The organism is Kaistella gelatinilytica, assembly GCF_015679325.1.
GTDB classification, from domain to species: domain Bacteria; phylum Bacteroidota; class Bacteroidia; order Flavobacteriales; family Weeksellaceae; genus Kaistella; species Kaistella gelatinilytica.
Map to the genome: position 1 here is coordinate 773,230 of NZ_JADPVI010000002.1, position 23,896 is coordinate 797,125.

The 23,896-nt window shown below is 35.7% G+C and carries 25 protein-coding genes and 1 tRNA gene; 20 read left to right on the top strand and 6 right to left on the bottom strand.

Features of this window, described 5'->3' with window-relative positions; all coding sequences use genetic code 11:
* The first annotated feature begins 98 nt into the window (after positions 1 to 98).
* A complete protein-coding gene (locus IV494_RS10695; RefSeq protein WP_196080126.1) occupies positions 99 to 1,319 on the top strand; it encodes an aminotransferase class V-fold PLP-dependent enzyme in 1,221 nt (406 codons plus the stop codon).
* 126 nt (positions 1,320 to 1,445) lie between these two features.
* Here the strand turns inward: IV494_RS10695 and bcp are convergent, their stop codons facing one another.
* On the bottom strand, positions 1,446 to 1,895 hold the full coding sequence (bcp, locus tag IV494_RS10700; RefSeq protein WP_196080127.1) for a thioredoxin-dependent thiol peroxidase: 450 nt from the start codon (positions 1,893 to 1,895) through the stop codon (positions 1,446 to 1,448).
* Positions 1,896 to 1,927: 32 nt separating this feature from the next.
* On the opposite strand from bcp, the gene nth reads away from it, so the two are divergent.
* On the top strand, positions 1,928 to 2,548 hold the full coding sequence (gene nth / locus IV494_RS10705) for an endonuclease III (protein WP_196080128.1): 621 nt from the start codon (positions 1,928 to 1,930) through the stop codon (positions 2,546 to 2,548).
* A gap of 45 nt (positions 2,549 to 2,593) precedes the next feature.
* Here nth and IV494_RS14875 read toward each other — a convergent pair whose 3' ends face one another.
* Positions 2,594 to 2,968: a response regulator gene (locus tag IV494_RS14875; protein WP_196080129.1), complete on the bottom strand. Its 375-nt coding sequence runs from the start codon at positions 2,966 to 2,968 to the stop codon at positions 2,594 to 2,596.
* Complete coding sequence (locus IV494_RS10715) at positions 2,911 to 4,704, bottom strand: DUF885 domain-containing protein (protein ID WP_196080130.1); 1,794 nt, start codon at positions 4,702 to 4,704, stop codon at positions 2,911 to 2,913. The genes IV494_RS14875 and IV494_RS10715 overlap by 58 nt, the downstream gene beginning before the upstream one ends.
* Positions 4,705 to 4,916: 212 nt before the next feature.
* On the opposite strand from IV494_RS10715, the gene IV494_RS10720 reads away from it, so the two are divergent.
* From IV494_RS10720 to IV494_RS10745, 6 genes are all read left to right on the top strand, one after another.
* Complete coding sequence (locus IV494_RS10720; RefSeq protein WP_196080131.1) at positions 4,917 to 5,378, top strand: hypothetical protein; 462 nt, start codon at positions 4,917 to 4,919, stop codon at positions 5,376 to 5,378.
* Between the two features lie 93 nt (positions 5,379 to 5,471).
* A complete protein-coding gene (locus IV494_RS10725; protein WP_039350673.1) occupies positions 5,472 to 6,152 on the top strand; it encodes a MotA/TolQ/ExbB proton channel family protein in 681 nt (226 codons plus the stop codon).
* Positions 6,152 to 6,553, top strand: a complete 402-nt coding sequence (locus IV494_RS10730; protein WP_196080132.1) for an ExbD/TolR family protein — start codon at positions 6,152 to 6,154, stop codon at positions 6,551 to 6,553. Before IV494_RS10725 ends, IV494_RS10730 begins: the two co-directional genes overlap by 1 nt.
* A 42-nt stretch (positions 6,554 to 6,595) precedes the next feature.
* Entirely contained in the window at positions 6,596 to 7,474 is an 879-nt protein-coding gene (locus tag IV494_RS10735; protein WP_196080133.1) for a ferric siderophore ABC transporter substrate-binding protein, read from the top strand.
* Positions 7,475 to 7,665: 191 nt separating this feature from the next.
* Positions 7,666 to 8,904: a bifunctional folylpolyglutamate synthase/dihydrofolate synthase gene (locus IV494_RS10740; protein ID WP_196080134.1), complete on the top strand. Its 1,239-nt coding sequence runs from the start codon at positions 7,666 to 7,668 to the stop codon at positions 8,902 to 8,904.
* Positions 8,905 to 8,956: 52 nt separating this feature from the next.
* A tRNA-Val gene (locus IV494_RS10745) sits at positions 8,957 to 9,031 on the top strand.
* 63 nt (positions 9,032 to 9,094) lie between these two features.
* On the opposite strand, the gene IV494_RS10750 is transcribed toward IV494_RS10745, so the two are convergent.
* The gene (locus IV494_RS10750) at positions 9,095 to 9,766 is read right to left on the bottom strand and encodes a hypothetical protein (RefSeq protein ID WP_196080135.1); all 672 of its coding nucleotides are present in this window, start codon (positions 9,764 to 9,766) and stop codon (positions 9,095 to 9,097) included.
* Positions 9,767 to 10,094: 328 nt separating this feature from the next.
* Here IV494_RS10750 and IV494_RS10755 point away from each other — a divergent pair, with 328 nt between their 5' ends.
* Together IV494_RS10755 and IV494_RS10760 are read left to right on the top strand one after the other, a co-directional pair.
* Entirely contained in the window at positions 10,095 to 10,643 is a 549-nt protein-coding gene (locus tag IV494_RS10755) for a murein L,D-transpeptidase catalytic domain-containing protein (protein WP_230380077.1), read from the top strand.
* Positions 10,644 to 10,695: 52 nt separating this feature from the next.
* Positions 10,696 to 12,231, top strand: a complete 1,536-nt coding sequence (locus tag IV494_RS10760; RefSeq protein WP_039350656.1) for a YifB family Mg chelatase-like AAA ATPase — start codon at positions 10,696 to 10,698, stop codon at positions 12,229 to 12,231.
* Between the two features lie 151 nt (positions 12,232 to 12,382).
* Here the strand turns inward: IV494_RS10760 and IV494_RS10765 are convergent, their stop codons facing one another.
* Both IV494_RS10765 and IV494_RS10770 read right to left on the bottom strand, forming a co-directional pair.
* The gene (locus IV494_RS10765) at positions 12,383 to 12,859 is read right to left on the bottom strand and encodes a hypothetical protein (protein ID WP_196080137.1); all 477 of its coding nucleotides are present in this window, start codon (positions 12,857 to 12,859) and stop codon (positions 12,383 to 12,385) included.
* 92 nt (positions 12,860 to 12,951) lie between these two features.
* On the bottom strand, positions 12,952 to 14,064 hold the full coding sequence (locus tag IV494_RS10770; RefSeq protein ID WP_196080138.1) for a DUF3078 domain-containing protein: 1,113 nt from the start codon (positions 14,062 to 14,064) through the stop codon (positions 12,952 to 12,954).
* A gap of 149 nt (positions 14,065 to 14,213) precedes the next feature.
* Here IV494_RS10770 and IV494_RS10775 point away from each other — a divergent pair, with 149 nt between their 5' ends.
* The 10 genes from IV494_RS10775 to IV494_RS10820 all read left to right on the top strand — a co-directional run bounded on the left by IV494_RS10775 (position 14,214) and on the right by IV494_RS10820 (position 23,847).
* A complete protein-coding gene (locus IV494_RS10775) occupies positions 14,214 to 14,981 on the top strand; it encodes a rhomboid family intramembrane serine protease (RefSeq protein WP_196080139.1) in 768 nt (255 codons plus the stop codon).
* A 32-nt stretch (positions 14,982 to 15,013) separates the two neighbouring features.
* On the top strand, positions 15,014 to 16,123 hold the full coding sequence (dprA, locus tag IV494_RS10780) for a DNA-processing protein DprA (RefSeq protein ID WP_196080140.1): 1,110 nt from the start codon (positions 15,014 to 15,016) through the stop codon (positions 16,121 to 16,123).
* Between the two features lie 186 nt (positions 16,124 to 16,309).
* Positions 16,310 to 17,668 (top strand): NADP-specific glutamate dehydrogenase, encoded by a 1,359-nt coding sequence (gene gdhA, locus IV494_RS10785; protein ID WP_196080141.1) that lies wholly within the window; start codon positions 16,310 to 16,312, stop codon positions 17,666 to 17,668.
* Between the two features lie 326 nt (positions 17,669 to 17,994).
* Positions 17,995 to 19,038, top strand: coding sequence for a site-specific tyrosine recombinase/integron integrase (gene xerA / locus IV494_RS10790; protein WP_196080142.1), 1,044 nt, complete (start codon positions 17,995 to 17,997; stop codon positions 19,036 to 19,038).
* A gap of 125 nt (positions 19,039 to 19,163) precedes the next feature.
* Positions 19,164 to 19,739: a hypothetical protein gene (locus tag IV494_RS10795; RefSeq protein WP_196080143.1), complete on the top strand. Its 576-nt coding sequence runs from the start codon at positions 19,164 to 19,166 to the stop codon at positions 19,737 to 19,739.
* A 185-nt stretch (positions 19,740 to 19,924) separates the two neighbouring features.
* Positions 19,925 to 20,599, top strand: coding sequence for a hypothetical protein (locus tag IV494_RS10800; RefSeq protein WP_196080144.1), 675 nt, complete (start codon positions 19,925 to 19,927; stop codon positions 20,597 to 20,599).
* A 630-nt stretch (positions 20,600 to 21,229) separates the two neighbouring features.
* The gene (locus IV494_RS10805) at positions 21,230 to 21,649 is read left to right on the top strand and encodes a hypothetical protein (RefSeq protein ID WP_196080145.1); all 420 of its coding nucleotides are present in this window, start codon (positions 21,230 to 21,232) and stop codon (positions 21,647 to 21,649) included.
* A 194-nt stretch (positions 21,650 to 21,843) separates the two neighbouring features.
* On the top strand, positions 21,844 to 22,113 hold the full coding sequence (locus tag IV494_RS10810) for a hypothetical protein (protein WP_196080146.1): 270 nt from the start codon (positions 21,844 to 21,846) through the stop codon (positions 22,111 to 22,113).
* Between the two features lie 174 nt (positions 22,114 to 22,287).
* Complete coding sequence (locus tag IV494_RS10815; RefSeq protein ID WP_196080147.1) at positions 22,288 to 22,851, top strand: hypothetical protein; 564 nt, start codon at positions 22,288 to 22,290, stop codon at positions 22,849 to 22,851.
* Positions 22,852 to 23,016: 165 nt separating this feature from the next.
* The gene (locus IV494_RS10820) at positions 23,017 to 23,847 is read left to right on the top strand and encodes a GLPGLI family protein (RefSeq protein WP_196080148.1); all 831 of its coding nucleotides are present in this window, start codon (positions 23,017 to 23,019) and stop codon (positions 23,845 to 23,847) included.
* Positions 23,848 to 23,896: the final 49 nt, after the last annotated feature.

Consider the following 23,896-nt stretch of genomic DNA (forward strand, 5'->3'; position numbering starts at 1 on the left):
CTGTTATTTAATAGTCTTCTTCTATATTAGTAAAAGTTTTTTGGTGTGGATTATTCAATTTAAAATTCCGTAAATTTGAGGGATTCTAAATAAGAAACATGTTCGACATTCAAAATATTCGCAGCCAATTTCCTATTCTTTCTCAAAAAGTAAACGGTAAGGATCTGGTTTACCTCGATAACGCCGCAACTTCTCAAAAACCTATGTCCGTGCTGAAAAGTTGGGAAAAATATTATTCTGAAATCAACGCGAATGTTCATCGCGGGATCCACACTTTGAGTCAGTTAGCGACCGAGGAAATGGAAGTTTCCCGACGAAAAGTTCAAAAATTCATCAATGCGAAAAATGATTTCGAAGTTATTTTTACAAAAGGAACAACGGAAGGAATTAACCTCATCGCTTATGCAATCACGAATTTGATCAAGAAAGATGATGAGATCATTATTTCCTATTTAGAGCATCACTCGAATATTGTTCCGTGGCAAATGCTTTGTGAAAGAACAGGCGCAAAACTGAAAGTAATTCCGATGGATGAAAACGGAATACTTCAACTCGATTTTCTTGATAAAAATTTAAGTGAAAAAACAAAGATCGTTTCTGTAAATCAGGTTTCAAATGCTTTGGGAGTGATCAATTCTATAGAAGAAATTATTGCGAAAACCCGAGCGAATTCCGATGCAATGATAGTTATTGATGGTGCTCAATCTGTGCCCCATTTCAAAATCGATGTTCAAAAAATGGATTGCGATTTCTTCGTGTTTTCCGGACATAAAATTTACGCGCCGATGGGAACGGGAATTCTTTATGGCAAGGAAGAAATTTTGAGAAAAATTCAGCCTTTTCATGGTGGCGGAGAAATGATCGCAACGTGTTCTTTTGAAAAAACTACTTATGCAGATCTACCTTTTAAATTTGAAGCCGGAACCCCAAATGTAGGTGGGAATATCGCTTTGGGAGCAGCGATCGATTTCATGGATCAAATAGGTCAATCAAATATTCAATCTCACGAAAGTGCTTTGCTTGATTACGCGCAGAAAAAATTATTAGAAATTGAAGGTCTCAAAATTTATGGGGAAAAAGCCAATAGAACTGGCGTTGTTTCCTTTAATTTGGAAGGAATTGGGATCGCGTCTGACGTCGGAATGATCCTCGATAAACTCGGGATTGCGGTAAGAACGGGTCATCATTGTACGCAACCCATCATGGAATTTTTCAATATCGCTGGAACAGTTCGTGCGAGTTTCGCCGTCTATAATACGATGGAGGAAATTGATATTTTGGTAGAAGGCGTGAAAAAAGCGCAGAGAATGTTGAGTTAACAAAGTCGAAGAATTTTAATTCTATTTCTCGCAAATTTCGTGGATTGCGCACATCCTCTCTGAACTTTCGACAGGAAAATTTTTACTTTAAAACTTTTGTGACTTTTGTGGTTAAAAAAATTGTGATTAATTTTCTAAAATTTGACTTGCCGCTTCTTTCGTTTTTACTTTATCGATCACACGAATACAAGTTCCATTTTCATCAAAAATAAAAGTGGTTCGCACAATTCCCATGAATTCTTTACCCATGAATTTTTTCAGTTGCCAAACTCCAAATTTTTCCAGAATCTCTTTCTTTTCATCCGCAATTAACGGATACTGAAAGCCGAATTTCTCATGAAATTTCTTTTGAGCTTTTACAGGATCAGCGGAAACTCCCAACAATTGATAGCCTTCTTTTTTAAGAATTGAAATATGGTCGTTTAAGTCGCAAGCTTCTGCAGTACAACCGGGTGTATTTGCTCTTGGATAAAAGAAAATGATCAATTTATTTCCTGAAAAATCGGTTGACTTCACAGTTTCTCCGTCTTGATTTACACTTTCGAATTCTGGTAATTTATCGCCTACTTTCAACATAATGTTTAATTTTGTTCAAATTTACTTTTAAAATGACAAAAAAGCAAAGAGCTAAAATTGTAATAACCGAACTGGAAAAATTATATCCCGAAGTTCCGATCCCGCTTGATCATCATGATCCATTTACATTGCTGGTTGCGGTTGCACTTTCGGCGCAAACGACCGATAAAAAAGTGAACCAGATTTCACCAAAACTTTTTGAAGTTGCAGGTGATCCTTTCAAAATGAAAGATCTGGAAGTGGAGGAAATTAGATTTTTAATTAAAGAAATTGGTCTTGCGAATACCAAAGCGAAGAATCTAAAAAAAATGGCAGAACTTCTGGTAGAAAGACATGACGGTATTGTGCCGCAGACTTTTGAAGAACTCGAAGATCTTCCCGGAGTTGGTCACAAAACTGCTTCCGTGGTGATGAGTCAGGCATTTGGTGTTCCTGCTTTCCCCGTTGACACTCACATTCACCGGTTGATGACGCAGTGGAAATTAACATCCGGAAAAAATGTGGTCGAAACTGAAAATGATGCGAAGAAACTTTTTCCGCGAGAAACCTGGAACAAATTACACCTTCAAATTATTTTTTATGGCAGAGAATATTCTCCGGCGAGAGGAAATAAAGAGAGAGAGTTTTTGCAAAAAATGCTGTTTATTGACTGATAAAAAAAGAAGTAACAAGCATCGAATCGGGAAGTAAAAATTAAATTATTTCGACAGAAATTCTACTTTACTCACGAGATCATCAATTTCAGATGGTTTGGTTAAAAAATCATCGACACCGGCTTTCTCACTCAGCTTTTTTTCATCAGGATGTACAGACATCGTCATAATTTTGATGTTTTCTGTCTCGGAATTTCCTTTTAATTCCTTTGTTAAAGTTCGCCTATTGTAACCCGACATGAGTGGATCGGTAATGATCAGCTTCGGTTTATGATCTTTAATAATACTGCTGAACAGCTGTACGATTAAAAAAAATCCGCTGAGTAACTCAACGGATCTGCTTCTACTATTTTTTAAAATAATTACTGTCTTTTTGCCCAGTTTTCCATTTTGCGATCTAATACATCTAAAGGAAGGCAACCTTGATTTAAAATCTCATCATGAAACTTAGCGAGGTTGAATTTTGCTCCAAGATCTTTTTGATACAAATCTCTCAATTCCCTGATTTTCAATGCGCCAATTTTATAAGAAAGCGCTTGACCCGGAGTTGCCATATATCTTTCTACTTCGGCGGTTGCACCCTGTTCATCATATGAAATATTCTTTAAAAAGTAAGCGATCGCCTCTTCTCTGTTCATCTTTCCCGTATGCAAACCTGTATCTACAACAAGTCGAACTGCACGCAACATTTGATCGCTCAAATAACCCATTTTTTGATAAGGATCGGTGTAAAGCCCTAGTTCTGGACCGAGTGTTTCGCAATAATGCGCCCAACCTTCACCGTAAGCTCCGAACCAGCCGAAACGCATAAATTTCGGAAGCTTCGTATTTTCCTGTTGCAGAGAAACCTGGTAATGGTGACCGGGAATTGCTTCGTGTAAAAAGAGAGATTCCATGCCGGAAGTCACATTAAATTTGGTAGGATCAGGAAGCGGAATGTAAAATATCCCGGGTCTTTTCCCGTCCGGAGTTCCAGGCATATATTCCGCACTTGCTGTGTTCTCCCGAAACTTTTCTGTTTGTCGGATCTCAAAAGGCGTTTTTGGCGTCACGCTGAACATGGTTTTTAATTTCGGAGTGATCTTGGTTAAAATCCCGTTGAAAGCACTTATTACTTCATTGTCGGTTTTGTAAGGCATGGCTTTCGGATCAGATTTTAAGTGGATCAAAAATTCTTCCAACGAACCACTGAAACCTAATTGTTGTTTTACTTTTTCCATTTCGCCACGCAGCATTGCCACCTGATCCAAACCAATTTGATTGATTTCTTTCGGGGTTTTTGCAGTAGTAGTCCAGCTTTTTGCAAAGTAGGCATAAACCTCGTTTCCTTTAGGCAAACCATTAATACCATCGGTAGCTCTTGCTTTTGGTAAATATTCTGTTTCTAAAAAAGCACCCATTTTCGTATAAGACGGAATAATGATTTTCGTAATCATCGTCTTAAACTCCTTCGTAAATTTTTCTTTTTGAGCTGCAGTGAAGTTTTTCGGAAAATTATTGACCGGTCCGTAAAATATATTTTTGCTAAAATCTGAGGTGGTGATCTCTTCAGATTTCATTTGTACGACCATTTTCGCTACCAATTTTCTGGGCAAAACATATTGGTTCGTCATTCCTTCTTTAAAGTTATCAATGGCGGCATCCATCCACGCTGGAAAATTTTCAGTTCTTTTCAACCAGTCGCTGTAATCTTTTTCAGTTTTGAAAGGTTGATTTCCCTGTCCACTTCCAAGCAAAGGAAAATCGAGAGGAAGTCCGCTAAACTGGGTAAAAGGAATGTATTCCGGGTGATAAGCGTACCGTTCAATTTTATCTTTCAAAGTATAATCCAGAACATCATAAACGGTTTTATCATTATCACTCAGTGATTTATAATCTACTTTTTTCAGTTGATTCTGAACCGAATTATAAAAGGTAATTTCTCCGGAAATGAAATCTTTATCAATATTGATGGGCAACTGATCATTGTATCTTAAATCACCTTGAGCCGTTGCTTCAAGGGGATATAATTTTAAATACTGCTCATAATAATTAGCTGCAATAGAATCTAGATCGACGGGAGTAATTTTGGTGACGGGAGAATCAGACTTTTTGCAGGAGAGCACACTTGCAAAGATCAGCAATCCGAAAAGCGTTTTATAAAGGATGTTTTTCATGCGTATATTTTGAGAAAGCTAATTTAAATTATTTTGACTAAAGTTTCCATCTTAATTAGATTCGAAACGCGGATTGTTTGGAAACATTATTGATTGTACGTTTTTTGCCTTAACTTCTTTAAAAATATCCCAAAACACTTTGCGCAATCAATCAATTTTTTATCTTTGTTGAACCAGTTCAAAACAAATTACTTAACTATTTTTCTTAAAAAATGAAAGGGATTTTAAAAATCTACCACCCTGAAGAAACCCTTAAATATCACATCAAGAGCACTTACTGCAAAGCAGTTTACAGCAACAAAAAACATTTTCTGGAAGTTGAAATCATTACCGATGATTCTTTAGACCATGTTGATGATGATTCTTTACAGTACAATTTCCCTCAACTGTCATTGAATATTATTGAGTTCCCGATTGAAGAAGAGGAACTTGTCGGAAAAACTTTCGAAATTACGGATACTTCCGACGACCACTACACCGAAGTAGATCTTTTCGATGATGAAGATGCTTATCTTTACGACAGTGAATTATCTTTTGACAGAAATGCTGAAGGTGAACTGCAACTTTTCTGGAAAGGGACCATTGATGATTTTTACACAGATTCGGGTGAACCAATTCCCTTCAAAATGAAATGTCATTTCAAACCCGATGTTATTGAAGTAGAAGAAGATTAATTTCCGCAAATTCATTACAAATTCGAGAATCGCCTTAAAATCTATACTATTAAGGTAATTTCGCCGTTCAATTTTAATATCAAAAACTAAAAAATGTTTTTACAAACACCAACTTCAGTTATTACCACGACTACCGAAAAACATGTATTCTCTCTTTGGGAAATTCTTTTCAGTGGCGGAATTGTCGGAAATATAATCATGATCGCTATTTTTCTTTTAGGAATTTTAGCCCTTTATATCTTTTTAGAAAGATATTTCTTTATTAAAAGAGCTTCGAAAGCCACGCCAAATTTCCTCGAAAACATCAAAGATTTCGTTCAGGAAGGTAAAATACAAACTGCAGTTGATTATTGTAAAACAATCGATTCGCCTGAAGCCAGAATGATCGAGAAAGGTTTGGCGAGAATTGGAAGACCCATTTCCGACATTTCCAACGCGATGCAAAACCAGGGACAACTTGAAGTTTCAAAACTGGAAAAGAATCTGAACATTTTAGCTTCAGCTTCCGGAGCGGCGCCGATGTTAGGATTTCTGGGAACCGTAGTTGGAATGATCATGGCTTTCTTCGAAATCTCAAACGTAACCGGTGCGGTGAGTCCGAAATTGCTTGCTTCCGGGATTTATACGGCAATGGCAACAACGGCAGTTGGTTTGTTCATCGGTATTCCAGCCTATTTTTTCTACAACATTTTGGTAACGAATGTCGATCGTCTGGTTTTGAAAATTCAAACCCACGTGAATGAATTTTTGGATGCTTTAAATAAACCTTTGTAATGGAATTAAAACGCAGAAACAGAGTCAACGCCGAGTTCAGCATGGCTTCAATGACAGATATTATTTTTCTGTTGCTGATCTTTTTTATGATCACAAGTTCCGCCATCAGCCAAAGTGCCATTGATGTAAAACTTCCGAAAGCTGATGCTACCAATCCAACTGTTCAGGACCCTTCAACAGTAACCATCAAAGAAGATGGCAAATATTTTGTAAACGATAAGGAGATTCCAAAAGAACAACTCGAAAATCAATTGGTGAATGCTTTGAAAGGAGAGACAAACCCTTCTTTTACCATTCGCGCCGATGGAAATTCGAAACACAAAGACGTTGTTTTTGTAATGGGAATCGCAGAAACACACCATTTCAATTTAGCCATTGCGACAACTCAGGAAGACAATTAAAATTTTGCTTTAATTCTTTAATTAAAGGATTTTAAGAACAATATGGATTATACGATTCAACATAAAAAAAATCAGGAAAAGGACAGAAGGAAAAGTGCATTTTTTACTTTCCTTGTTTCGCTGTTGATTTTTTTAGGGATTTTCTATTATAAATTCACGAAGATTACAGAAAAGCCAGAGGAAATTACCACAATGCTCATCAATTTTGGGGATGAGAAAAACGGTGCTCAGTTAGAAGAGCCAGCAAATCAGGAAGGAAGTTTGGCTGCGAATACAGAAACCGTAGTTCCGGAAACCGTTCCAGAAGCAGTACCCGAAACCCAGCCAGAACCGAAAGTAGAACCCGCAAAACCCGTAGTTAAGGAAAAACTTCTTACCGGAAACAATACCAAGGTTTCCGCACCGAAAGTAGAAAAGATATCGAAAACGACAAAAACGGCTACTAAAGCAACTCCCGCTAAATCAACTCCTTCTAAAACTACAGCTGCGAAAGCGACCACGCCCAATTCTAAAACAGGAAACGGCGATGGAAAAGGAACCGCAGCAATCGGTAATTTGATCAAAGGAAGAGGCACAAAAACCGGAAGTCAGGGAACAAACGGCACCACTGGAAACGCGGGAGATCCTCTTGGCGGCGATAGTAACGGTGACAGCAAAATTGGTGTTGACCGAAAATTGATTGGCTTTATTCCGGGAACCATGGGTCGTGGCGGCGCGCAACCTACGCACAATTGTTCCGCGAGCGGCACGATCAGTATTTCTTACACCGTCGATAAAGCCGGAAACGTGATTTCAGCCCGTCGTTTGGGTGGCGTTTCCGATGCCTGTGTGGCTACAAATTCGGTGGCGTGGGTAAAACGATATGTAAAAGCGGAGAAAGCAAACACTTCATCAACAGGCGTTTACCAGATCACTTTCTAAATTGGTCACTTGTATTTGGGCGCACATTTCCTGCTTTCACTACTCGCTTTTTTATAATTTTTCTGAGAAAAAATTATAAAAAGAGCTCAAACATGCCGTTCGATCAGGGGCGCAGTTTTCGTTTCTTCCCCAGATTAAAATTAACAACTCAATTTCTTCGCTATCTCAAAAACTTTTGAGAATTTTGCACCATGACCAATCAGGAATACCAAAAAGAAGTAGAATGGCTTTTTAGTCAAATTCCCAATTACCAAAATGATGGCGCACAAGCCTACAAACCTGGACTCGAAAATATCATCAAACTCTGTGCGTTTTTCGGTAATCCGCAAGATCATTTAAAAACCATCCATATCGGCGGAACCAACGGCAAAGGTTCTACCAGTAATATGCTTGCGTCGGTTTTGCAGGAAGCGGGTTACAAAATTGGGTTGTACAATTCACCTCATCTTATCGACTTTACAGAAAGAATAAAAATAAACGGTATCAATTGCGATAAAGAATTTGTTTATCAATTCATTCAAAAGCTAAAAAAACTCCCAAAAGAAATTACGCCTTCCTTTTTCGAATTTACGACCATCATGGCCTTCGAATACTTTTACCAAAAGAATGTTGATTATGCCATCATAGAAGTCGGTTTAGGTGGCAGATTAGATTCCACCAATATCATTACTCCGCTCCTTTCGGCAATAACCAATATCGCTCTTGATCACCAGGATTTACTGGGAAATACTATTGAAGAAATCGCGGGAGAAAAAGCGGGGATTATCAAGCAAAACGTGCCCGTAATTTCAGGTGATGAGAATGATGTTGTCAAAAATATTTTTAAAGAAAAGGCAATAAAGATGAATTCAACATTTATTGATGCAACTGGCCTTCAAACAACATTAAATTCAGATTTAAAAGGAAATTATCAGAAAAAAAATATTAAAGTGGTTCTGGCAATCATCCAGCAATTGCAAAATCTCGGAATTGAAATTTCTACTCAAGATATCGAGGAAGGCCTTTTAAAAGTTCAAAAAAATACCAATTTCATTGGCCGCTGGTATGAATTTTCATCTGAGCCCCTAACAATTTGCGATACCGCTCATAATCAGGCAGGTTTAAAAGAAGTTTTTGCACAACTGAATTCAATCCCAAAATTCAAACATATTATCTTGGGCTTTGTGAATGATAAAAAAATTGATGAAGTTTTACAGATCCTTCCCTCCGATTCCACTTACTATTTTGCCAAACCTAATAACAATCGCGGTCGTCATCCACGAGATTATGAAGATTTATTAAAAAAATCGAAAATAAATTATAAAATTTTTGATAAAGTTCAGGAGGCTTATCTTTCTGCTAAACAGAATGTTAAAAAGCATGAAATGATTTTTATTGGTGGCAGCAACTTCGTCGTGGGAGAATTTTTAGAAAAAAATTTGGAGAAGTAGAAAATTTTTGTACATTTGCCGAACCAAAATTTGAGAAATCAAATACGGTATCGGGCTCTTAGCTCAGTTGGTTCAGAGCATCTGGTTTACACCCAGAGGGTCGGGGGTTCGAATCCCTCAGGGCCCACCCAAAACTCCTCAAGAAATTGAGGAGTTTTTTTTATATTTTTTTTAAATTTAAGTTGAAATCTTACCCTTCATTACTTTCTGCCAGCAAACATTCTCCTTCAAATTCTGCTCCGATAATTTCGTCTTTATTTAACCAGTATTCTGAAGTAATTAAGGTAAACTCACCGTCTTTGATCTTGTCTAATTTCCATAAAATATTTTCAGCTTCTTCAAAGGAAAGATCTGTAGACATCTTCTCAGAAAATAGTCGTTTGATAATATTGCTGTCGGAAATTCCGCGATCGAGCGATTTTAAAACTATTTCTTTTGTTATTTCTCCATCAAATTTATCGACAGCGCTCATTGTAAAATTAACGATTGTTGCTTTCGCATTGGGAAATTTGCCATTGTAGGCTTTAAATAACAATTGGTTGATATTAAACAGATCATAATGGAGATCGATCTCCGGGTACTCCTCAGAAATTTTATCCAGTAACATATCATTGGACATTTGATCGATCTGCCCTTCATTTAAAAACGCTGATAATTTATAAGTCAGCAGTATTTTCGCCGCTTCATTGGGTTCAAAATCGGTGATTGCCATAAAGAGCATTTCTCTCAAATTTTCCGGTTTGATGGTATTTGCATCTGGGAAATTAAACAATTCTAAAAGGTTGGTATAATCTTCATTTTTCCAGTAATCTTTGATTTCTTCGATGGTTGAAGCACTATTTATGATGATATTAAATTTCATTTTAAAGGTTTTAAATTTTATGTATTTGTTGTTTTCGACCGAATTTTGCTTAATTCGCTAAAGTCAGTAATTGGTACGCAATAGTCAGACCTAAAATATAATAATCCAAACAAAATGGTTTTTACCAAATGAAATTCAATATAAATTCCAAAAAATGATCTGTGAAAATTTCATATATTTTCAATTCCAAATTCAATCCTTTATGCTCTGTAAAATTTCCTCCATAATTTGCATCTTCGCCCTTTTTATATTGACATTGAGTTGCAATAAAACCAAGGAAAACTCAATTAAAAAATCAAGTAAAGTAATTGCTCCATTATCGAAAACAATGGTGAAAACTTATACATCAAGAGCGACCGAAGCTTTAGAATTCTGTAAAAAAAATAAAATGAGTGAGGATTTCTGCATTCTGATTGATATGGAAATTCACTCTGGAAAAAAGAGATTCTTCGTCTGGGATTTTAAAAAAAATGAAATAACCCATCGTTTCTTAGTAGGTCACGGTTGTGGAGATAATGCCTGGAGCACTTCTACCACAAAAGATAATCCGACTTTCAGCAACGTAGAAGACAGTCACCGTTCTTCCCTCGGAAAATACAAAATTGGAGCAAGAGCCTACAGTGAGTGGGGTGTGAACATTAAATATTTGATGCATGGTCTGGAGGAATCAAATAGTAATGCACTAAAAAGATTTATCGTTTTTCATTCCTGGGAAGCCGTTTCTGATGAAGAGGTCTTTCCTAATGGAACTCCCGAAGGTTGGGGTTGTCCCACTATTTCTAATGCAAGTTTTAAAGTAGTTGACCCAATGCTGCAGAAAGCTTCAAAACCAGTGTTGATGTGGATCTTTGATGACAGAACTGATCAACTCAAATAAATTTTCTATCAATCCGCCAAATTTCCCTACTTTTATTCATTAAACACAGATTATGTTAGTAAAAGTTTATGGAAGTGCCATTTTTGGAGTTTCAGCACAAACAATTACGATTGAGGTAAATGTGGATACTTCCGGCGTTGGCTATCATTTGGTCGGTTTACCAGACAATGCCATTAAGGAAAGCAGTTACCGAATTTCTGCCGCGCTCAAAAATGTAGGTTTCAAAATCCCGGGCAAAAAAATCACCATCAACATGGCTCCTGCAGATCTGCGCAAAGAAGGTTCTGCCTACGACCTTAGTATCGCTTTGGGTATTTTAGCGGCTTCTGATCAGATAAAAGCTGAACATATCGGTGAATATATTATTATGGGAGAATTGTCCTTAGATGGAGGCTTATTGCCCATCAAAGGAGTTTTACCCATCGCCATCAAAGCCAGAGAAGAAGGTTTCAAAGGAATTATCTTACCAAAACAAAATATTCGGGAAGCAGCGATCGTAGATCAACTCGAAGTTTACGGCATCGAAAATATAAAAGAAGTCATTGATTTCTTTAATGAAGATATTCCTTTGGAAAGAACGATTTTGGATACTCGAAAAGAATTTCAAGACAAAATAAACTTTTTCCCTTTTGATTTTTCTGAAGTTAAAGGGCAGGAAACCGCGAAACGAGCCATGGAAGTTGCGGCTGCAGGAGGACATAACATCATTCTCATCGGACCGCCCGGAAGTGGAAAAACAATGCTCGCGAAAAGACTTCCAAGTATTTTGCCGCCATTAACCATGAAAGAAGCTTTAGAAACAACCAAGATTCATTCTGTTGCGGGGAAAATTGGTACAGAAACTTCTTTGATGACGGTTCGACCTTTTCGCAGTCCGCATCATACGATTTCCGATGTTGCGCTCGTTGGCGGAGGAAGTTACCCGCAACCGGGAGAGATTTCCCTGGCGCACAACGGTGTTTTGTTTTTAGATGAAATGCCCGAATTTAAAAGAACGGTTTTAGAAGTCATGCGTCAACCTTTGGAGGATCGCGAAGTCACCATTTCCCGCGCAAAATTCACCGTGAATTATCCCGCGAGTTTTATGCTGGTCGCAAGCATGAATCCAAGTCCGAGTGGTTATTTTCCTGATGACCCGAACAATACTTCTTCACAGTTTGAAATGCAGCGGTATATGAACAAATTGTCAGGACCGCTTCTGGATCGGATCGATATTCACATCGAAGTTCAGAAAGTAGAATTTGAACAACTTGCCGACAAAAGAAAAGGGGAAACAAGCGATGGGATAAGAAACCGGGTTTTGAAAGCACGCGAAATTCAGACCGAAAGATATAAGGACACAGAAATCCACTACAACGCTCAAATGGGTCCGAAAGAAATAGAAAAATTTTGTGAACTCGATGAAACTTCAAAAAACCTCATCAAAATCGCCATGGAAAAGTTGAATCTTTCTGCGCGGGCTTATGATCGAATTCTAAAAGTTTCCCGTACGATCGCAGATCTGGAACTTACCGAAACGCTCAATTCCTCTCATATTTCAGAAGCCATTCAGTATCGAAGTCTCGACCGTGAATTCTGGAGTGTATAATTATTGAAATTTTTTGGTGAGATCGCGTTTCTTCTGAAGACCAATTCAAATATTTTCAAATTGAAATTCGCTGTGTAACAATCAAACACTAAAAAACCGACTCAAGTTCTATCCTGAGTCGGTTTTTTCTATTTATTAGAAACGAAGCACATTATCTGTGACCTTTCACCCAAAGGTGACTTCCATCTCCACGTTTTTTACTTTTTTCGTAATCTCTCGCTTTGTAAGATTCGTTTCTGTGTTTGGATTTATGCTCCATATGTTTCTTTCTCGAATCGTGGTGCTTGTTTTTATTGTAAACGGCTACAGGATTTTGACCTTTGTAATATTTATTTTTGAATTTTTTGTATTTATCATTACCCAAAATCCTCTGCATCGAACTGTATCGATCACTCGACCATTTTTCCGGCTGATTTGCATATTTTGCATTCCAGGAATCGTAGGTTGGATACTGGTTGTTCAAATTCGATAACTGCTGTTTCTGAGTGGCGTTGAGAACCAAACTTGAGGCAACCGATTCCCAATTCATCGTGTTTACACTGTTCGAATAATCATTATAATACGTTGATTGTGAATATCCAAAAGAGAAAGCACCTAAAATAATTGCTGATAAAAAAAACTTTTTCATAATATTAAGTTATGATGAACAAAGTCTCAATTCACGTGCCACCAATTTTTAGGAATTAAGAAAAACAACTTTTAAATCTTCGCTACCTCCCATTAATTCGTGATAAAAGGCTTGATCAGTTTTTTATTCTTCTCCCTGTTTTCATAACCAAAATTGTAGGAAAAGCCAATTCCCAACGTTTGCTTCAATTGAAGTTTCTCGATCTGATCATGATCGTAAAGCAGATCTAAACTTACGACCGTAGAAATAAATTTATTGAATCGAAAGTTCAGTGTTCCATTATAGGAAACATCAACATTTAGAGGTTGATTTGTATAACTGCTAAAGAAGTTGATCCTGTTCACCAGATTAATGTCCTTATAAATATTAATTCGGTAGAGAATATTCACCAAAGCACCTAACTCTGCACGAACACTTTGCCCATCATGTTCCAACCCATATTTTCCTTCTTTTTGCAGATAAGGATCGAGCACAAAAGTAAACTTACCATTGATCGGTCTGAAAATCACCTGAAAATTTTCATTTGGATTATACGATATACCCAAACCTGCGTTCAAATATCCCGGTGCCATAAAACGGGAAATACGGTCTTCAAAAGTCGGATTCGGTGTTGTGGAAAAATTATAACCGGGAGAAAACTGCGATAAAAACTGAAAACCTGTGGAGAGGTAAAAATTCTTCCCGATATCATAACCATAGTTGGTCATGAGGTTAATGTAATCTTCGGTTTTTCTGGATTGCTCCCCTTGCGAGGCTACAAAACCGTACCCAAGCTGAAGCGTGTTATCCAGAAAATGCTTGCCATTTTTATAACTAAAATTATAGTTTATTTTTCCGATGATGCCAATATTATTATTTCCCCCAGAATTCCAGTTAGAGAAAGAAGACTGATTAAAAACAAAATTATTTTGTCCGAAATAGAACCATCTTTTTGCGGTGGTCAACTTCATAATGTTGTAGGGCGTGATGGGAATGCTTTCCGTAAGATCTGCCATGACTATTTTATCGCGAATAACGATGGTATCTTTAAAATGGATGTCAAAGTTCACCAACTTTGGATTCGCCAAACTGTCAAGATCCAACGCAACAGAATCCCACCTTTTCTGAGAAATAGAATCGATTTCCTTTAAAGTGTTTGTACGGATTTGCGCTAAAAAATTTCCCGAAGTAATTAAAAAAATAGCGATTAAAAAAAACTTTCTCATAGCGTACAAAGTTATGATAAACCCTGAAATCTCTAAAATTAAATGCAAACAATTAGAACTTTTTGTCTGAATTCTTAACTTCAATTAAAAAGTTATAGCCATATTTACTTATTAATTTTTTTGGCAACAGTTTTGACAAAATTGTATTTATGTTTAAGGAATCCCTCAGTTTTAAAGCAGTTTTATACGCAGCAGCAATGGTTTCGGCCATGTGGATCGGATTTCTTCTGCAGCATGTCGGCTGGTTTGAAGGTTGCAGTGGCGCAATTATTCCCCTCAATCCGGCTGGATTAAAAGGCATCTTCCTTTCTCCTTTTCTGCACGGCAGTCTTGAACATATATTTGGAAATTCCGTTCCTATTTTCGTCCTCATCTTTCTTCTTTTCCAGTTTTATCCATTTATTGGTAAAAAGGTATTTTTTCTGGGTTGGTTTGTTTCGGCCTTTTTGGTCTGGCTTCTTCCGCCTGTTGATATTTTTACGGGCGAAATTAACCATGTCTGCATTATTGGCGCAAGTGGAATTGTTTACACTTTGGCATTTTTCCTTTTTTTCAGTGGGATTTTCCGGTGGAATATGAAATTGCTTACTGTTTCGCTTGTCGTCGCTTTATATTATGGAAGTTTGATCTGGGGCGTGGTACCCGAAGAATTATTTTCTCATCTCCCGGAACCAAGCAGAATTTCCTGGCAATCGCATCTTTCCGGCGCCGTGGTAGGAGTTATTATCGCTTTCGTTTTCCGAAAAAATGGGGAGAAAAATATCCATTTCATTTGGGAATTCCCGAATTATTACAGTGAAAAGGATGATAAATTGTGGCAGGAATACAAAGAAAATCATCCAGACGACTTCTTAGAATTACCTTACCGTAAAAAAGAAGATCTGTGGGATCACTTAGATGAAATTCGAAAGAAATGATTAATTTTCTATAAATTTGATAAAAATTAACCATGTTTTCGGAAGAAACGCTTTATTCTGTTGCTCTTCGACATTGCCCTTTGATCGGCGATATTATTTTCCGTAAACTGGTTGGTGAAGTGGGTTCTGCAAAAGAAGTATGGGATCTTTCAAAATCAGGTTTAAAAAATATATACGGAATTGGCAAAAAAATTTCTCTGGAAATTGGCAATCCCGACCATTTAGATTTTGCGGAGAAAGAACTAAAATTCTGCGAGAAAAATAACATCAAAATTAATCTTCGCCATCAAAATGATCTGCCTGCTTTTTTGAACGAGTGTGACGATGCACCCGCAATTCTCTATCAAAAAGGAATCTATGATCCTTCTTTAAAACCACTCAGTTTAGTCGGAACCAGAAATATTACTTCTTATGGAAAACACTTCATTCAAGATTTTTTAGAGGAGGTGAAAAACAAAAATATAATCACCGTAAGTGGTTTGGCTTTAGGAGTTGATACAGAAGTCCACCAAATATCCCTTACAAATAATATCCCTACCGTGGCAGTTTTAGCGCATGGATTTCACACCCTCTACCCTTCCAAAAATAAAAAACTAGCCGAAAAAATACTGGAAGAAAACGGCGTCCTCTTTTCAGAATTTAATTCTTCTCAAAAACCTGATCGCGAAAATTTCATCCAGAGAAACCGGGTTATTGCAGGATTATCTCCGGCAACGATCGTTGTAGAAACTGCTTTTGGCGGTGGCTCCATCAGTACCGCAACTTTTGCCCTCAATTATAATCGGGAAGTGTTTGCATTGCCGGGAAGAATCTCAGATAAATACAGTCAGGGCTGCAACCAGTTGATATTTCAGAATAAAGCGGGCGTTATTTCTATGATTTCTGCGATGTCTGAACAACTTGGTTTTCATGGCGATTCTGAAAAAACGGGTGAACTTTTCCCACGATCCGAAGTACGGATCCATCTATCGGAGAGTCAGCAAAATATCTTAAACGCGATTGATAAAACCCAACCCATCTCTTTGGATGAGCTCTCTGAAAAAATTGAAACCGCTACCTATAAAATATTGCCAGATTTACTGCAACTGGAAATTTCGGGTTACATCAAAGCACTTTCGGGAAGACAATATCTTGCCATTTAGCATTTATTCGTTTTTAAAAATCTATTAATATTCACTTAACATTCAATAATTAATACGATAAGTGTTAAAATTATCGATTTAATAAAAATAAAGTTGAATTTTATTAATATTTTATCAAATTACAAATTTTTACTTGTAAGTTTTGAAAAAAAAATTAAATTTGTTAACAATAATAATCACCATTCTATGGAGCACTATAATGTAGAGCAAAAAATTGAAGAATTCATTGCTAAAATTGAAGCTAAAAATCCTAACGAGCCCGAGTTTCTTCAGGCTGTAAAAGAAGTTGCAGTCACTGTGATTCCTTTTATTGCAAACAAGCCACAATATAATGGCATGAAACTGCTGGAAAGAATGGCAGAACCGGAAAGGACTATTATTTTCCGCGTTTCCTGGGTTGATGATAAAGGCGAAATTCAAGTTAACAGAGGATTCAGAATTCAGATGAACTCTGCGATCGGACCTTACAAAGGTGGAATTCGTTTTCATCCGACCGTCAATTTATCAGTTCTTAAATTTTTGGCTTTTGAGCAAACTTTCAAAAACTCTTTGACCACACTTCCAATGGGCGGTGGAAAAGGAGGTTCAGATTTCGATCCTCAGGGAAAATCGGATATGGAAGTGATGCGTTTTTGCCAGGCTTTCATGACAGAATTGTGCAAACATATTGGTCCGGAAACCGACGTTCCAGCAGGAGATATCGGAGTTGGAGCAAGAGAAATCGGTTATTTATTCGGACAGTATAAAAGAATACGCAACGAATTTACAGGAGTATTGACCGGAAAAGGTTTGGCTTACGGTGGTTCATTGATCAGACCGGAAGCTACAGGTTATGGTGTTGTATATTTCGCTGAGCAAATGTTGAAAACAATTGGTGAAACCTTTAAAGGAAAAACCGTTTCTGTTTCCGGGTTTGGAAATGTTGCCTGGGGCGTTGTCAAAAAAGTAGAAGAATTGGGTGGTAAAGCAATTACCATTTCAGGACCAGATGGTTACATCTACGACAAAGACGGTATTACCGGTGAAAAAATAGATTATTTATTAGAGCTTCGTTCTTCCGGAAACAACAGAGCTGAAGATTATGTAAAAAAATATCCGACTGCTGAATTTCATGCAGGAGAAAGACCTTGGGGTGTAAAATGTGATGTAGCAATTCCTGCCGCAACGCAAAATGAATTATTCCTGGAGGATGCGCAGAAATTGGTTGAGAACGGCGTGATCTGTGTAACTGAAGCTGCAAATATGCCTTCAACGCTGGATGCGATCAACTATTTCCTGGACAGCAAAGTTTTATTCTCCCCGGGAAAAGCATCAAATGCAGGTGGAGTTGCCACTTCTGGATTAGAAATGACACAGAACTCAATTCGTTTGAACTGGTCCTCAGAAGAAGTTGATGCCCGATTAAAAGAAATTATGATCGGCATTCACAAAGCGTGCAGAGATTACGGAAAAGAAGAAGACGGCTATGTAAATTACGTGAAAGGCGCAAACATTGCGGGCTTCGTGAAAGTAGCAGAAGCAATGCTGGCTCAAGGAGTCGTTTAAAAAATAGAAAGTCCGGGGAAATCTCCCGGACTTTTTTTATCATAAAACCTGTCCCGGGTTAAGGGGAAAAAAGTAAAGTGAAAGGATAAAAAGCATTGATTTTTCAGTGCTTTTTAGTTTGTTGGCAAGTCTTGCTGTTTTTATTAGGAGCAACAGGATTTTCGCTTCTTACAAAACCAGTCCCGCTCCCCACTGTACCTGTCTGCCGACGGGCAGGTCTTTTTCTCCTCGTTCCTCTTCAAAAAAGGATGCCGTTTCGATCGCGGCTATCATTCCAGTCACTTTATTTTACATTAGTTATCTTTATTACTCAAAATCAACCTGCTATGATTTGGAAAGCAAAACTAATTAAACACAATAATTTAGATAGAATTGCTGTGGAATTCGAGAAGGATCAAGAACTGATTCGCAAAATAAGACTAATTGGGGATGCACGCTGGAGCGCCCAAAAAAAGCTTTGGCACATTCCGGATACGTTTGAAAACAGGGAGCGGTTTAAAATCATTCAACAAGAAGATACGCTTCCTTCCAATGATGGTATTGAGCAAATTAAAATATTTATACAGTGGCTCTCTTCGAAAAGGTATAGCCAAAATACTATAAAAACCTATTCTGCCGGACTTCGTTCTTTTTTTATTTTTTTCAGAAAAAAGAATATTTCAGAAATTACAAACGATGATGTCCTCTATTTTAATACGGAATATATTTTAAAAAATAATTTTTCTGCTTCCTATCAAAATCAAATAACGAGTGCTGTAAAATTGTATTTTAAAACCATTCGTGAAACTAAAATAGAAATTGAAAAAATTCACCGCCCGAAAACACCAAAAATCTTGCCCAATGTTTTAAGCAAAGAAGAAGTAAAATCTATTCTGAACGCGCACAGCAACATCAAACATAAAATGATGTTGAGTTTGATTTACAGTTGTGGTTTGCGCAGAAGCGAGTTACTCAACTTAAAACCTTTGGATATAGACTCTAAAAGAAACATTGTTATTATAAGACAGTCTAAAGGAAAGAAGGATCGAATAACGCCACTATCTCCGAAAATTTTGGACTTACTGCGGATCTATTACAAAGAATACAAACCAACAAATTTTCTGTTTGAAGGGCATCAAAAAGGTTTTAGATATTCTGAAAGAAGTTTGGAGGAGGTTCTGAAGAAAAGTATTAAATTAGCAAATATCAATAAACCTGTAACGCTGCACTGGCTTAGACACAGTTACGCTACGCATCTGTTAGAAAGCGGAACAGATTTAAGATATATTCAAGAATTATTAGGACATAACAGCAGTAGAACCACGGAAATCTACACGCACGTAAGCACGAAAAATTTACAGCATATTAAAAGTCCTTTTGATGATTTATAAAAAAAATAAAACTCAACTATAGTTGAGCAAACACAACAGCATATTGTTATATTTGCTCAATAAATTGCGATAAAGTTGAGCATATAAGTAAGTTGGCAGAAATTTTAAAAACTAAAACATCATATATGAAAATTTTACAATATTTAATTATCTTATATTTTGTAATATTTTCGTGCACTAAAAACATTGTAGATAATAGCAGTAAAGTAGAACAAATTAAAATTTCTGAAAATATATTTTCAACTACAGATATTAAAATTAATATAGTCGCAAAAAATGAAATTGATGATGAAATCATCTTTTTAATAAAAGGAATTTATAAAGGGAAAATTGTAGGTTTTCAAATTAAAGTCAATAAAGTATTTGAAAAAGAAATAGCAGTTTCATATCCTTTGGTTTTTTCAAATATCGGAAAAGAAACTGATAATTTTGTTAAGGCATTTACGGAAATATTAAAACAAAAAATGCAGGTTCATAAGATCCCTCAAAATTTTACTTTTGAATGCTACAATCAAAATCGCAGAAAAGTAGACCTAACTTCCAAAGATGTTCTAATATTAAAAATTGTGTCAACTGAAAAAACAAAAGATGATATCGAATTTTTTTTAATGATCAATACGAATGAAGACTATATTGTAATATCAGAAAAAGATTCGAATTTTAGGAAAGGAATAATCAATATCTTCTCGGGAAATAAATAAAAAACTTCTGCCAACAAGGTATTTCTATTAGCGGGGCGGAAGTTTATGTCATCAAGACTTTCGCTAATTGTTCAATTTGTTATATTTACAAAGACTTGTTATAAAAAGTCCCCGCCAACAGAAATACCCAACCGTTAGCGGTCATTCTAAGGACGACCACCAGAACATAAACGACAGAAATAAAAATGACATTTAAAGTATTCACATTAGGACTTCTAATATTTGTTGGCTTGACAAGTTGCAATCAAAACTCAAACAAGCAAATTGAAGGACAAACGAAATCAACTTTGGTTGCGGACAAAGAAATTTTCAGTTTATACAAAAAGTCAGACAATATCATTAATGTTGCAAGAGCATTGAAAAATGGCAATGGTAAGTTTGACTTGCATTTATATGAGTTAAACATATCAACTCCTGAAAGTGGCAAACAGACTTTTACTTCTCTTCAACAGTTGACGAAGCAACAACTTGACAATAAAAAAACTGAATTACTCCGCACGTACAACTGGACAACTTTCAAAGGCAATGAAGTTTTATTTGTTCAAATTCAGCCTATAGGTTTCAAGGACGAAATGCAACTACTTGACAAACGACAAGAAATTGAAGATAAATTGAGTAAGGCTCTTGAAAATAAAAAACTTGGGGAATGGTTCGCTAGTGACTTAGGACCAGGCGGTGGAAATATGCTTTATACTGTAACGGACATTGATAAATCATTACAAGTTGTTCGTGAAGTTTTGCAACAAAATAATTTAGACAAAAATGTTTTAATAGGTAGAAGAGTTTTGGTGGATAATGATGACTGGTTTTATGAGGTTATTTATCCAACGAAATATTCGGGTGAATTTAATACAATGTAAAATGCGGAGGATAAAAGAACGAACCGCTAACAAGGTATTTATACAAGCGGGTCTGAAGTTTTCATCGAAGATTTTAGCCATTAATTAAGTTTTTAGCAAGTATAAAGTTTTCGTATTTTTAGCCCGCCTGCATAAATACCCAACCGTTAGCTGCAATATTTCCACACCGCTTTTTTAGCCAATTTTTTTTGAGTTTTAAGATCGGATTTTTTTACGAAATTCTTGAGAATTACTGAAATCTCACCTGTAAGAATGGACTGTAATTTTCGTGCGGAGATTTATAGGAATGGAAATTTACTGTGAATCACGGAAAAACCCACACTGGAAAACTTTTCCTTGAATTTTGGAATTTATTGGAGAAATTTAAATCTAACTTAACTCAATGAGGTAAACTTCTACCCTTTCTAAAAATTATCAACCTGAATAAAAATTTCTGTCTAACTAAAAACTTTTTGGAGAAGAAATACTGCAGCTAACACAAGATTTCTACAAGCGGGGACGAAGTTTTTAATCCACGATTTTAGATATTATCACTATATTCGTAAATAGATAACGCAGTTATATTAAACCCCGCCTGCAGAAATCCCCGGACGTTAGTAGCCATTTTAAAAACCAGCGACAATTCACGATTTGAAAAAAAATATAAAACAGATTTTTGGAATTTTTATATTTCTTTTAAATATAAATGTTTACTCTCAAAAAGTTAGTTTGACAATTGACTGTAAAGAAATCGTGTTTGATTCTCTCAAATACGAAAACAAAATAGTACTATATAAAATTTTATCCAAGAGAGTCCTTTACACAAAGGGAACAACTTCGTATTTTACCACAGATATTTTATTGCCAGAATTTGATAAAAATTCTGACCGTTCCTTACTACAGATTATCATAAATAAGATTTCGGAAAATAATCAAACGGATGAATTTAATGCGTTTAAAAACTGTGAGTCTAAAGAAACATTTTATCAAAAAACAAAATTATCGCGGAAACAAAAACAAATCTTAAAACAGAATTTCATTGGTTATTTTTATAGAAATAACATAAAATAAAAACGGCTACTAACAAGGTATTTCTATTAGCGGGTCGGAAGTTCCTATCATAAAAGTTTTCGCTAATTGTTCAATTTGTTATATTTACAAAGACTTCTTAAAAAAAGTCCCCACCAACAGAAATACCCAACCGTTAGCGACTACCTTAAAACCAGGTTAAGTAATAAAACCTTTGAATAAATTAAAACAAATAAATGTCTAAATTCTTCGAACTTATCACTGAATCGATTGGTTGGTTACAAATAGTAGCATCACCTTTTTTAATTGGAATTTGTATTGGATCTTTTATTTATTTTCCTAACCAAACTTCTACTCGACTTGTATTAGGAGTTATAATAGCAACTTTAGGACTTGTCATAGGAATAATTTGGGCAACTAAAGCATGGAAAGGCAAAGGAACAATTTGGACAATATCGAGAGTAATGGCAACACCTGAATTAGATGAGCCAGATGATGAAAATTGAGATCTGTAAATAAAAGGCAATCGCTAACACGGTATTTCTATTAGCGGGGCGGAAGTTTCTATCATTAAGATTTTTGCTAATTGTTCAATTTGTTATATTTACAAAGGCTTGTTATAAAAAGTCCCCGCCAACAGAAATACCCAACCGTTACCAGCAATACTATCATAAAATCGTATGAAGTTCAAAGTCATCATTTTTATAGTTTTCATCTTCTTTGTTGGATGTAAAAAGAATGAATCTAAATTTCAAGCAGAGATAATTCAAAATCCGGTCAGTGAAAAAATCATTTACAACTTTATAAATAGTGCATTAATTGAAAATCGCGTTTATAAATCATGTCCAAATATTCTTGAAACAAAACGATTTATATATGAAAATATTGATGAAAGCGAGTTAAATTATTTCTTGCGAAACTTAAAGGAAAATGATTCAACTTTCATAGAAAATCAATTAATCTCTCGCGAAAAATTTTATTGGAAAGAAAATTTACTAGCAAATAAAAAAGTAATTAAAATTGACACAACTGCTAATACTGATGAAGCACAAGATAAAAGTTGGAAAAACACTCTTTCAAAATACAAATGTGTTCTGTTTATTAATCAACCTATTTTCAATAAAGGACTTAATTTAGCAATTGTAAAAATTCAAAACTCAGAATATTTAGAAACAGTTTTATTTCAGTTTATAAATGGAAAGTGGAAAAAAATTAAAGTTTTAGAAATTGGAATCATTGACTAAAAGTACTGCTGGTAACACGGTATTTCTATTAGCGGGTCGGAAGTTTCTATCATAAAGATTTTTGTTAATTGATCAATTTGTTATATTTACAAAGACCATTTATAAAAAATCCCGCCAACAGAAATACCCAACCGTTATCTGCAATCTAAAATTAAAATATCATAAATGAAATTTCTTACCCTTATTCTTTTACTCGCAACAAGTATTTTAGGAGCGCAAACTAATCGTTACATTTACGAACTTAAACTAAAAATGGACTCAACGGAAATTGAATATCAAAAATCGTACATGGTTTTAGATATTGGACAATTGGATACTAAATTCTATGGAAGAGATCTGCTAGTCACTGATTCACTGAATAATAAGTTCGGAAATCTTGATAATAGATACGTAGATATGACAGGACAAATTGTTAAGCGAAAAAACGGAACATCAAAAAATGAAAATTTCATTAATATAAAATTTGAATATTATTCGTTCATTACCAGTGATCCTATAACATGGAATATTCTTCGAGAAACAAAAAGCGAAAACGGATATACACTTCAAAAGGCAACCGGAAATTTTGGAGGAAGAAAATGGATTGCCTGGTTTAATAAAGACATTCCCTTTAATGAAGGTCCTTACAAATTTTGCGGATTGCCAGGATTGATATTTGAAATTATGGACGACAAACAAAATTTTATTTACAAATTGGTAAAAAATCAAAATTTAAAAGAAAATATTTCAACAGAAAGCTTTGTGGAAAGCAATTTTGGAAATAAAGCGATACCAATAAATGAACAACAAAAAAGAAAACTATTATTAAATTTTTACAACGATCCTTTCGCATTTGAAAGGGAAAGTTTCAAAAATAATACGGATTTAAAAATCAATATTGGGGGCAAAGAAGCACATAATATTGAAGAATTGAATACTCTAGTAAAAAGTATGCAATCTATTATTCGCAAATACAACAATCCCCTGGAAATTGACAAAGTCATACATTACAAATAAAATAGAATGCAGATAACATCGTATTGGCAATAGTGCGGAAGAATCGCAA

What these genes read in the sequence shown, in the direction of transcription:
- IV494_RS10735 (WP_196080133.1), top strand. Translation starts at nt 6,596, where the DNA reads ATGGATTATACGATTCAACATAAAAAAAATCAGGAAAAGGACAGAAGG.
- IV494_RS10695 (WP_196080126.1), top strand. Translation starts at nt 99, where the DNA reads ATGTTCGACATTCAAAATATTCGCAGCCAATTTCCTATTCTTTCTCAA.
- dprA (WP_196080140.1), top strand. Translation starts at nt 15,014, where the DNA reads ATGTTTTCGGAAGAAACGCTTTATTCTGTTGCTCTTCGACATTGCCCT.
- IV494_RS10775 (WP_196080139.1), top strand. Translation starts at nt 14,214, where the DNA reads ATGTTTAAGGAATCCCTCAGTTTTAAAGCAGTTTTATACGCAGCAGCA.
- IV494_RS10795 (WP_196080143.1), top strand. Translation starts at nt 19,164, where the DNA reads ATGAAAATTTTACAATATTTAATTATCTTATATTTTGTAATATTTTCG.
- IV494_RS10715 (WP_196080130.1), bottom strand. Translation starts at nt 4,704, where the DNA reads ATGAAAAACATCCTTTATAAAACGCTTTTCGGATTGCTGATCTTTGCA.
- gdhA (WP_196080141.1), top strand. Translation starts at nt 16,310, where the DNA reads ATGGAGCACTATAATGTAGAGCAAAAAATTGAAGAATTCATTGCTAAA.
- IV494_RS10770 (WP_196080138.1), bottom strand. Translation starts at nt 14,064, where the DNA reads ATGAGAAAGTTTTTTTTAATCGCTATTTTTTTAATTACTTCGGGAAAT.
- IV494_RS10810 (WP_196080146.1), top strand. Translation starts at nt 21,844, where the DNA reads ATGTCTAAATTCTTCGAACTTATCACTGAATCGATTGGTTGGTTACAA.
- IV494_RS10755 (WP_230380077.1), top strand. Translation starts at nt 10,095, where the DNA reads ATGGTGAAAACTTATACATCAAGAGCGACCGAAGCTTTAGAATTCTGT.
- IV494_RS10720 (WP_196080131.1), top strand. Translation starts at nt 4,917, where the DNA reads ATGAAAGGGATTTTAAAAATCTACCACCCTGAAGAAACCCTTAAATAT.
- IV494_RS10750 (WP_196080135.1), bottom strand. Translation starts at nt 9,766, where the DNA reads ATGAAATTTAATATCATCATAAATAGTGCTTCAACCATCGAAGAAATC.
- xerA (WP_196080142.1), top strand. Translation starts at nt 17,995, where the DNA reads ATGATTTGGAAAGCAAAACTAATTAAACACAATAATTTAGATAGAATT.
- IV494_RS10800 (WP_196080144.1), top strand. Translation starts at nt 19,925, where the DNA reads ATGACATTTAAAGTATTCACATTAGGACTTCTAATATTTGTTGGCTTG.
- IV494_RS10760 (WP_039350656.1), top strand. Translation starts at nt 10,696, where the DNA reads ATGTTAGTAAAAGTTTATGGAAGTGCCATTTTTGGAGTTTCAGCACAA.
- IV494_RS10730 (WP_196080132.1), top strand. Translation starts at nt 6,152, where the DNA reads ATGGAATTAAAACGCAGAAACAGAGTCAACGCCGAGTTCAGCATGGCT.
- IV494_RS10740 (WP_196080134.1), top strand. Translation starts at nt 7,666, where the DNA reads ATGACCAATCAGGAATACCAAAAAGAAGTAGAATGGCTTTTTAGTCAA.
- bcp (WP_196080127.1), bottom strand. Translation starts at nt 1,895, where the DNA reads ATGTTGAAAGTAGGCGATAAATTACCAGAATTCGAAAGTGTAAATCAA.
- IV494_RS10815 (WP_196080147.1), top strand. Translation starts at nt 22,288, where the DNA reads ATGAAGTTCAAAGTCATCATTTTTATAGTTTTCATCTTCTTTGTTGGA.
- nth (WP_196080128.1), top strand. Translation starts at nt 1,928, where the DNA reads ATGACAAAAAAGCAAAGAGCTAAAATTGTAATAACCGAACTGGAAAAA.
- IV494_RS10765 (WP_196080137.1), bottom strand. Translation starts at nt 12,859, where the DNA reads ATGAAAAAGTTTTTTTTATCAGCAATTATTTTAGGTGCTTTCTCTTTT.
- IV494_RS10725 (WP_039350673.1), top strand. Translation starts at nt 5,472, where the DNA reads ATGTTTTTACAAACACCAACTTCAGTTATTACCACGACTACCGAAAAA.
- IV494_RS10820 (WP_196080148.1), top strand. Translation starts at nt 23,017, where the DNA reads ATGAAATTTCTTACCCTTATTCTTTTACTCGCAACAAGTATTTTAGGA.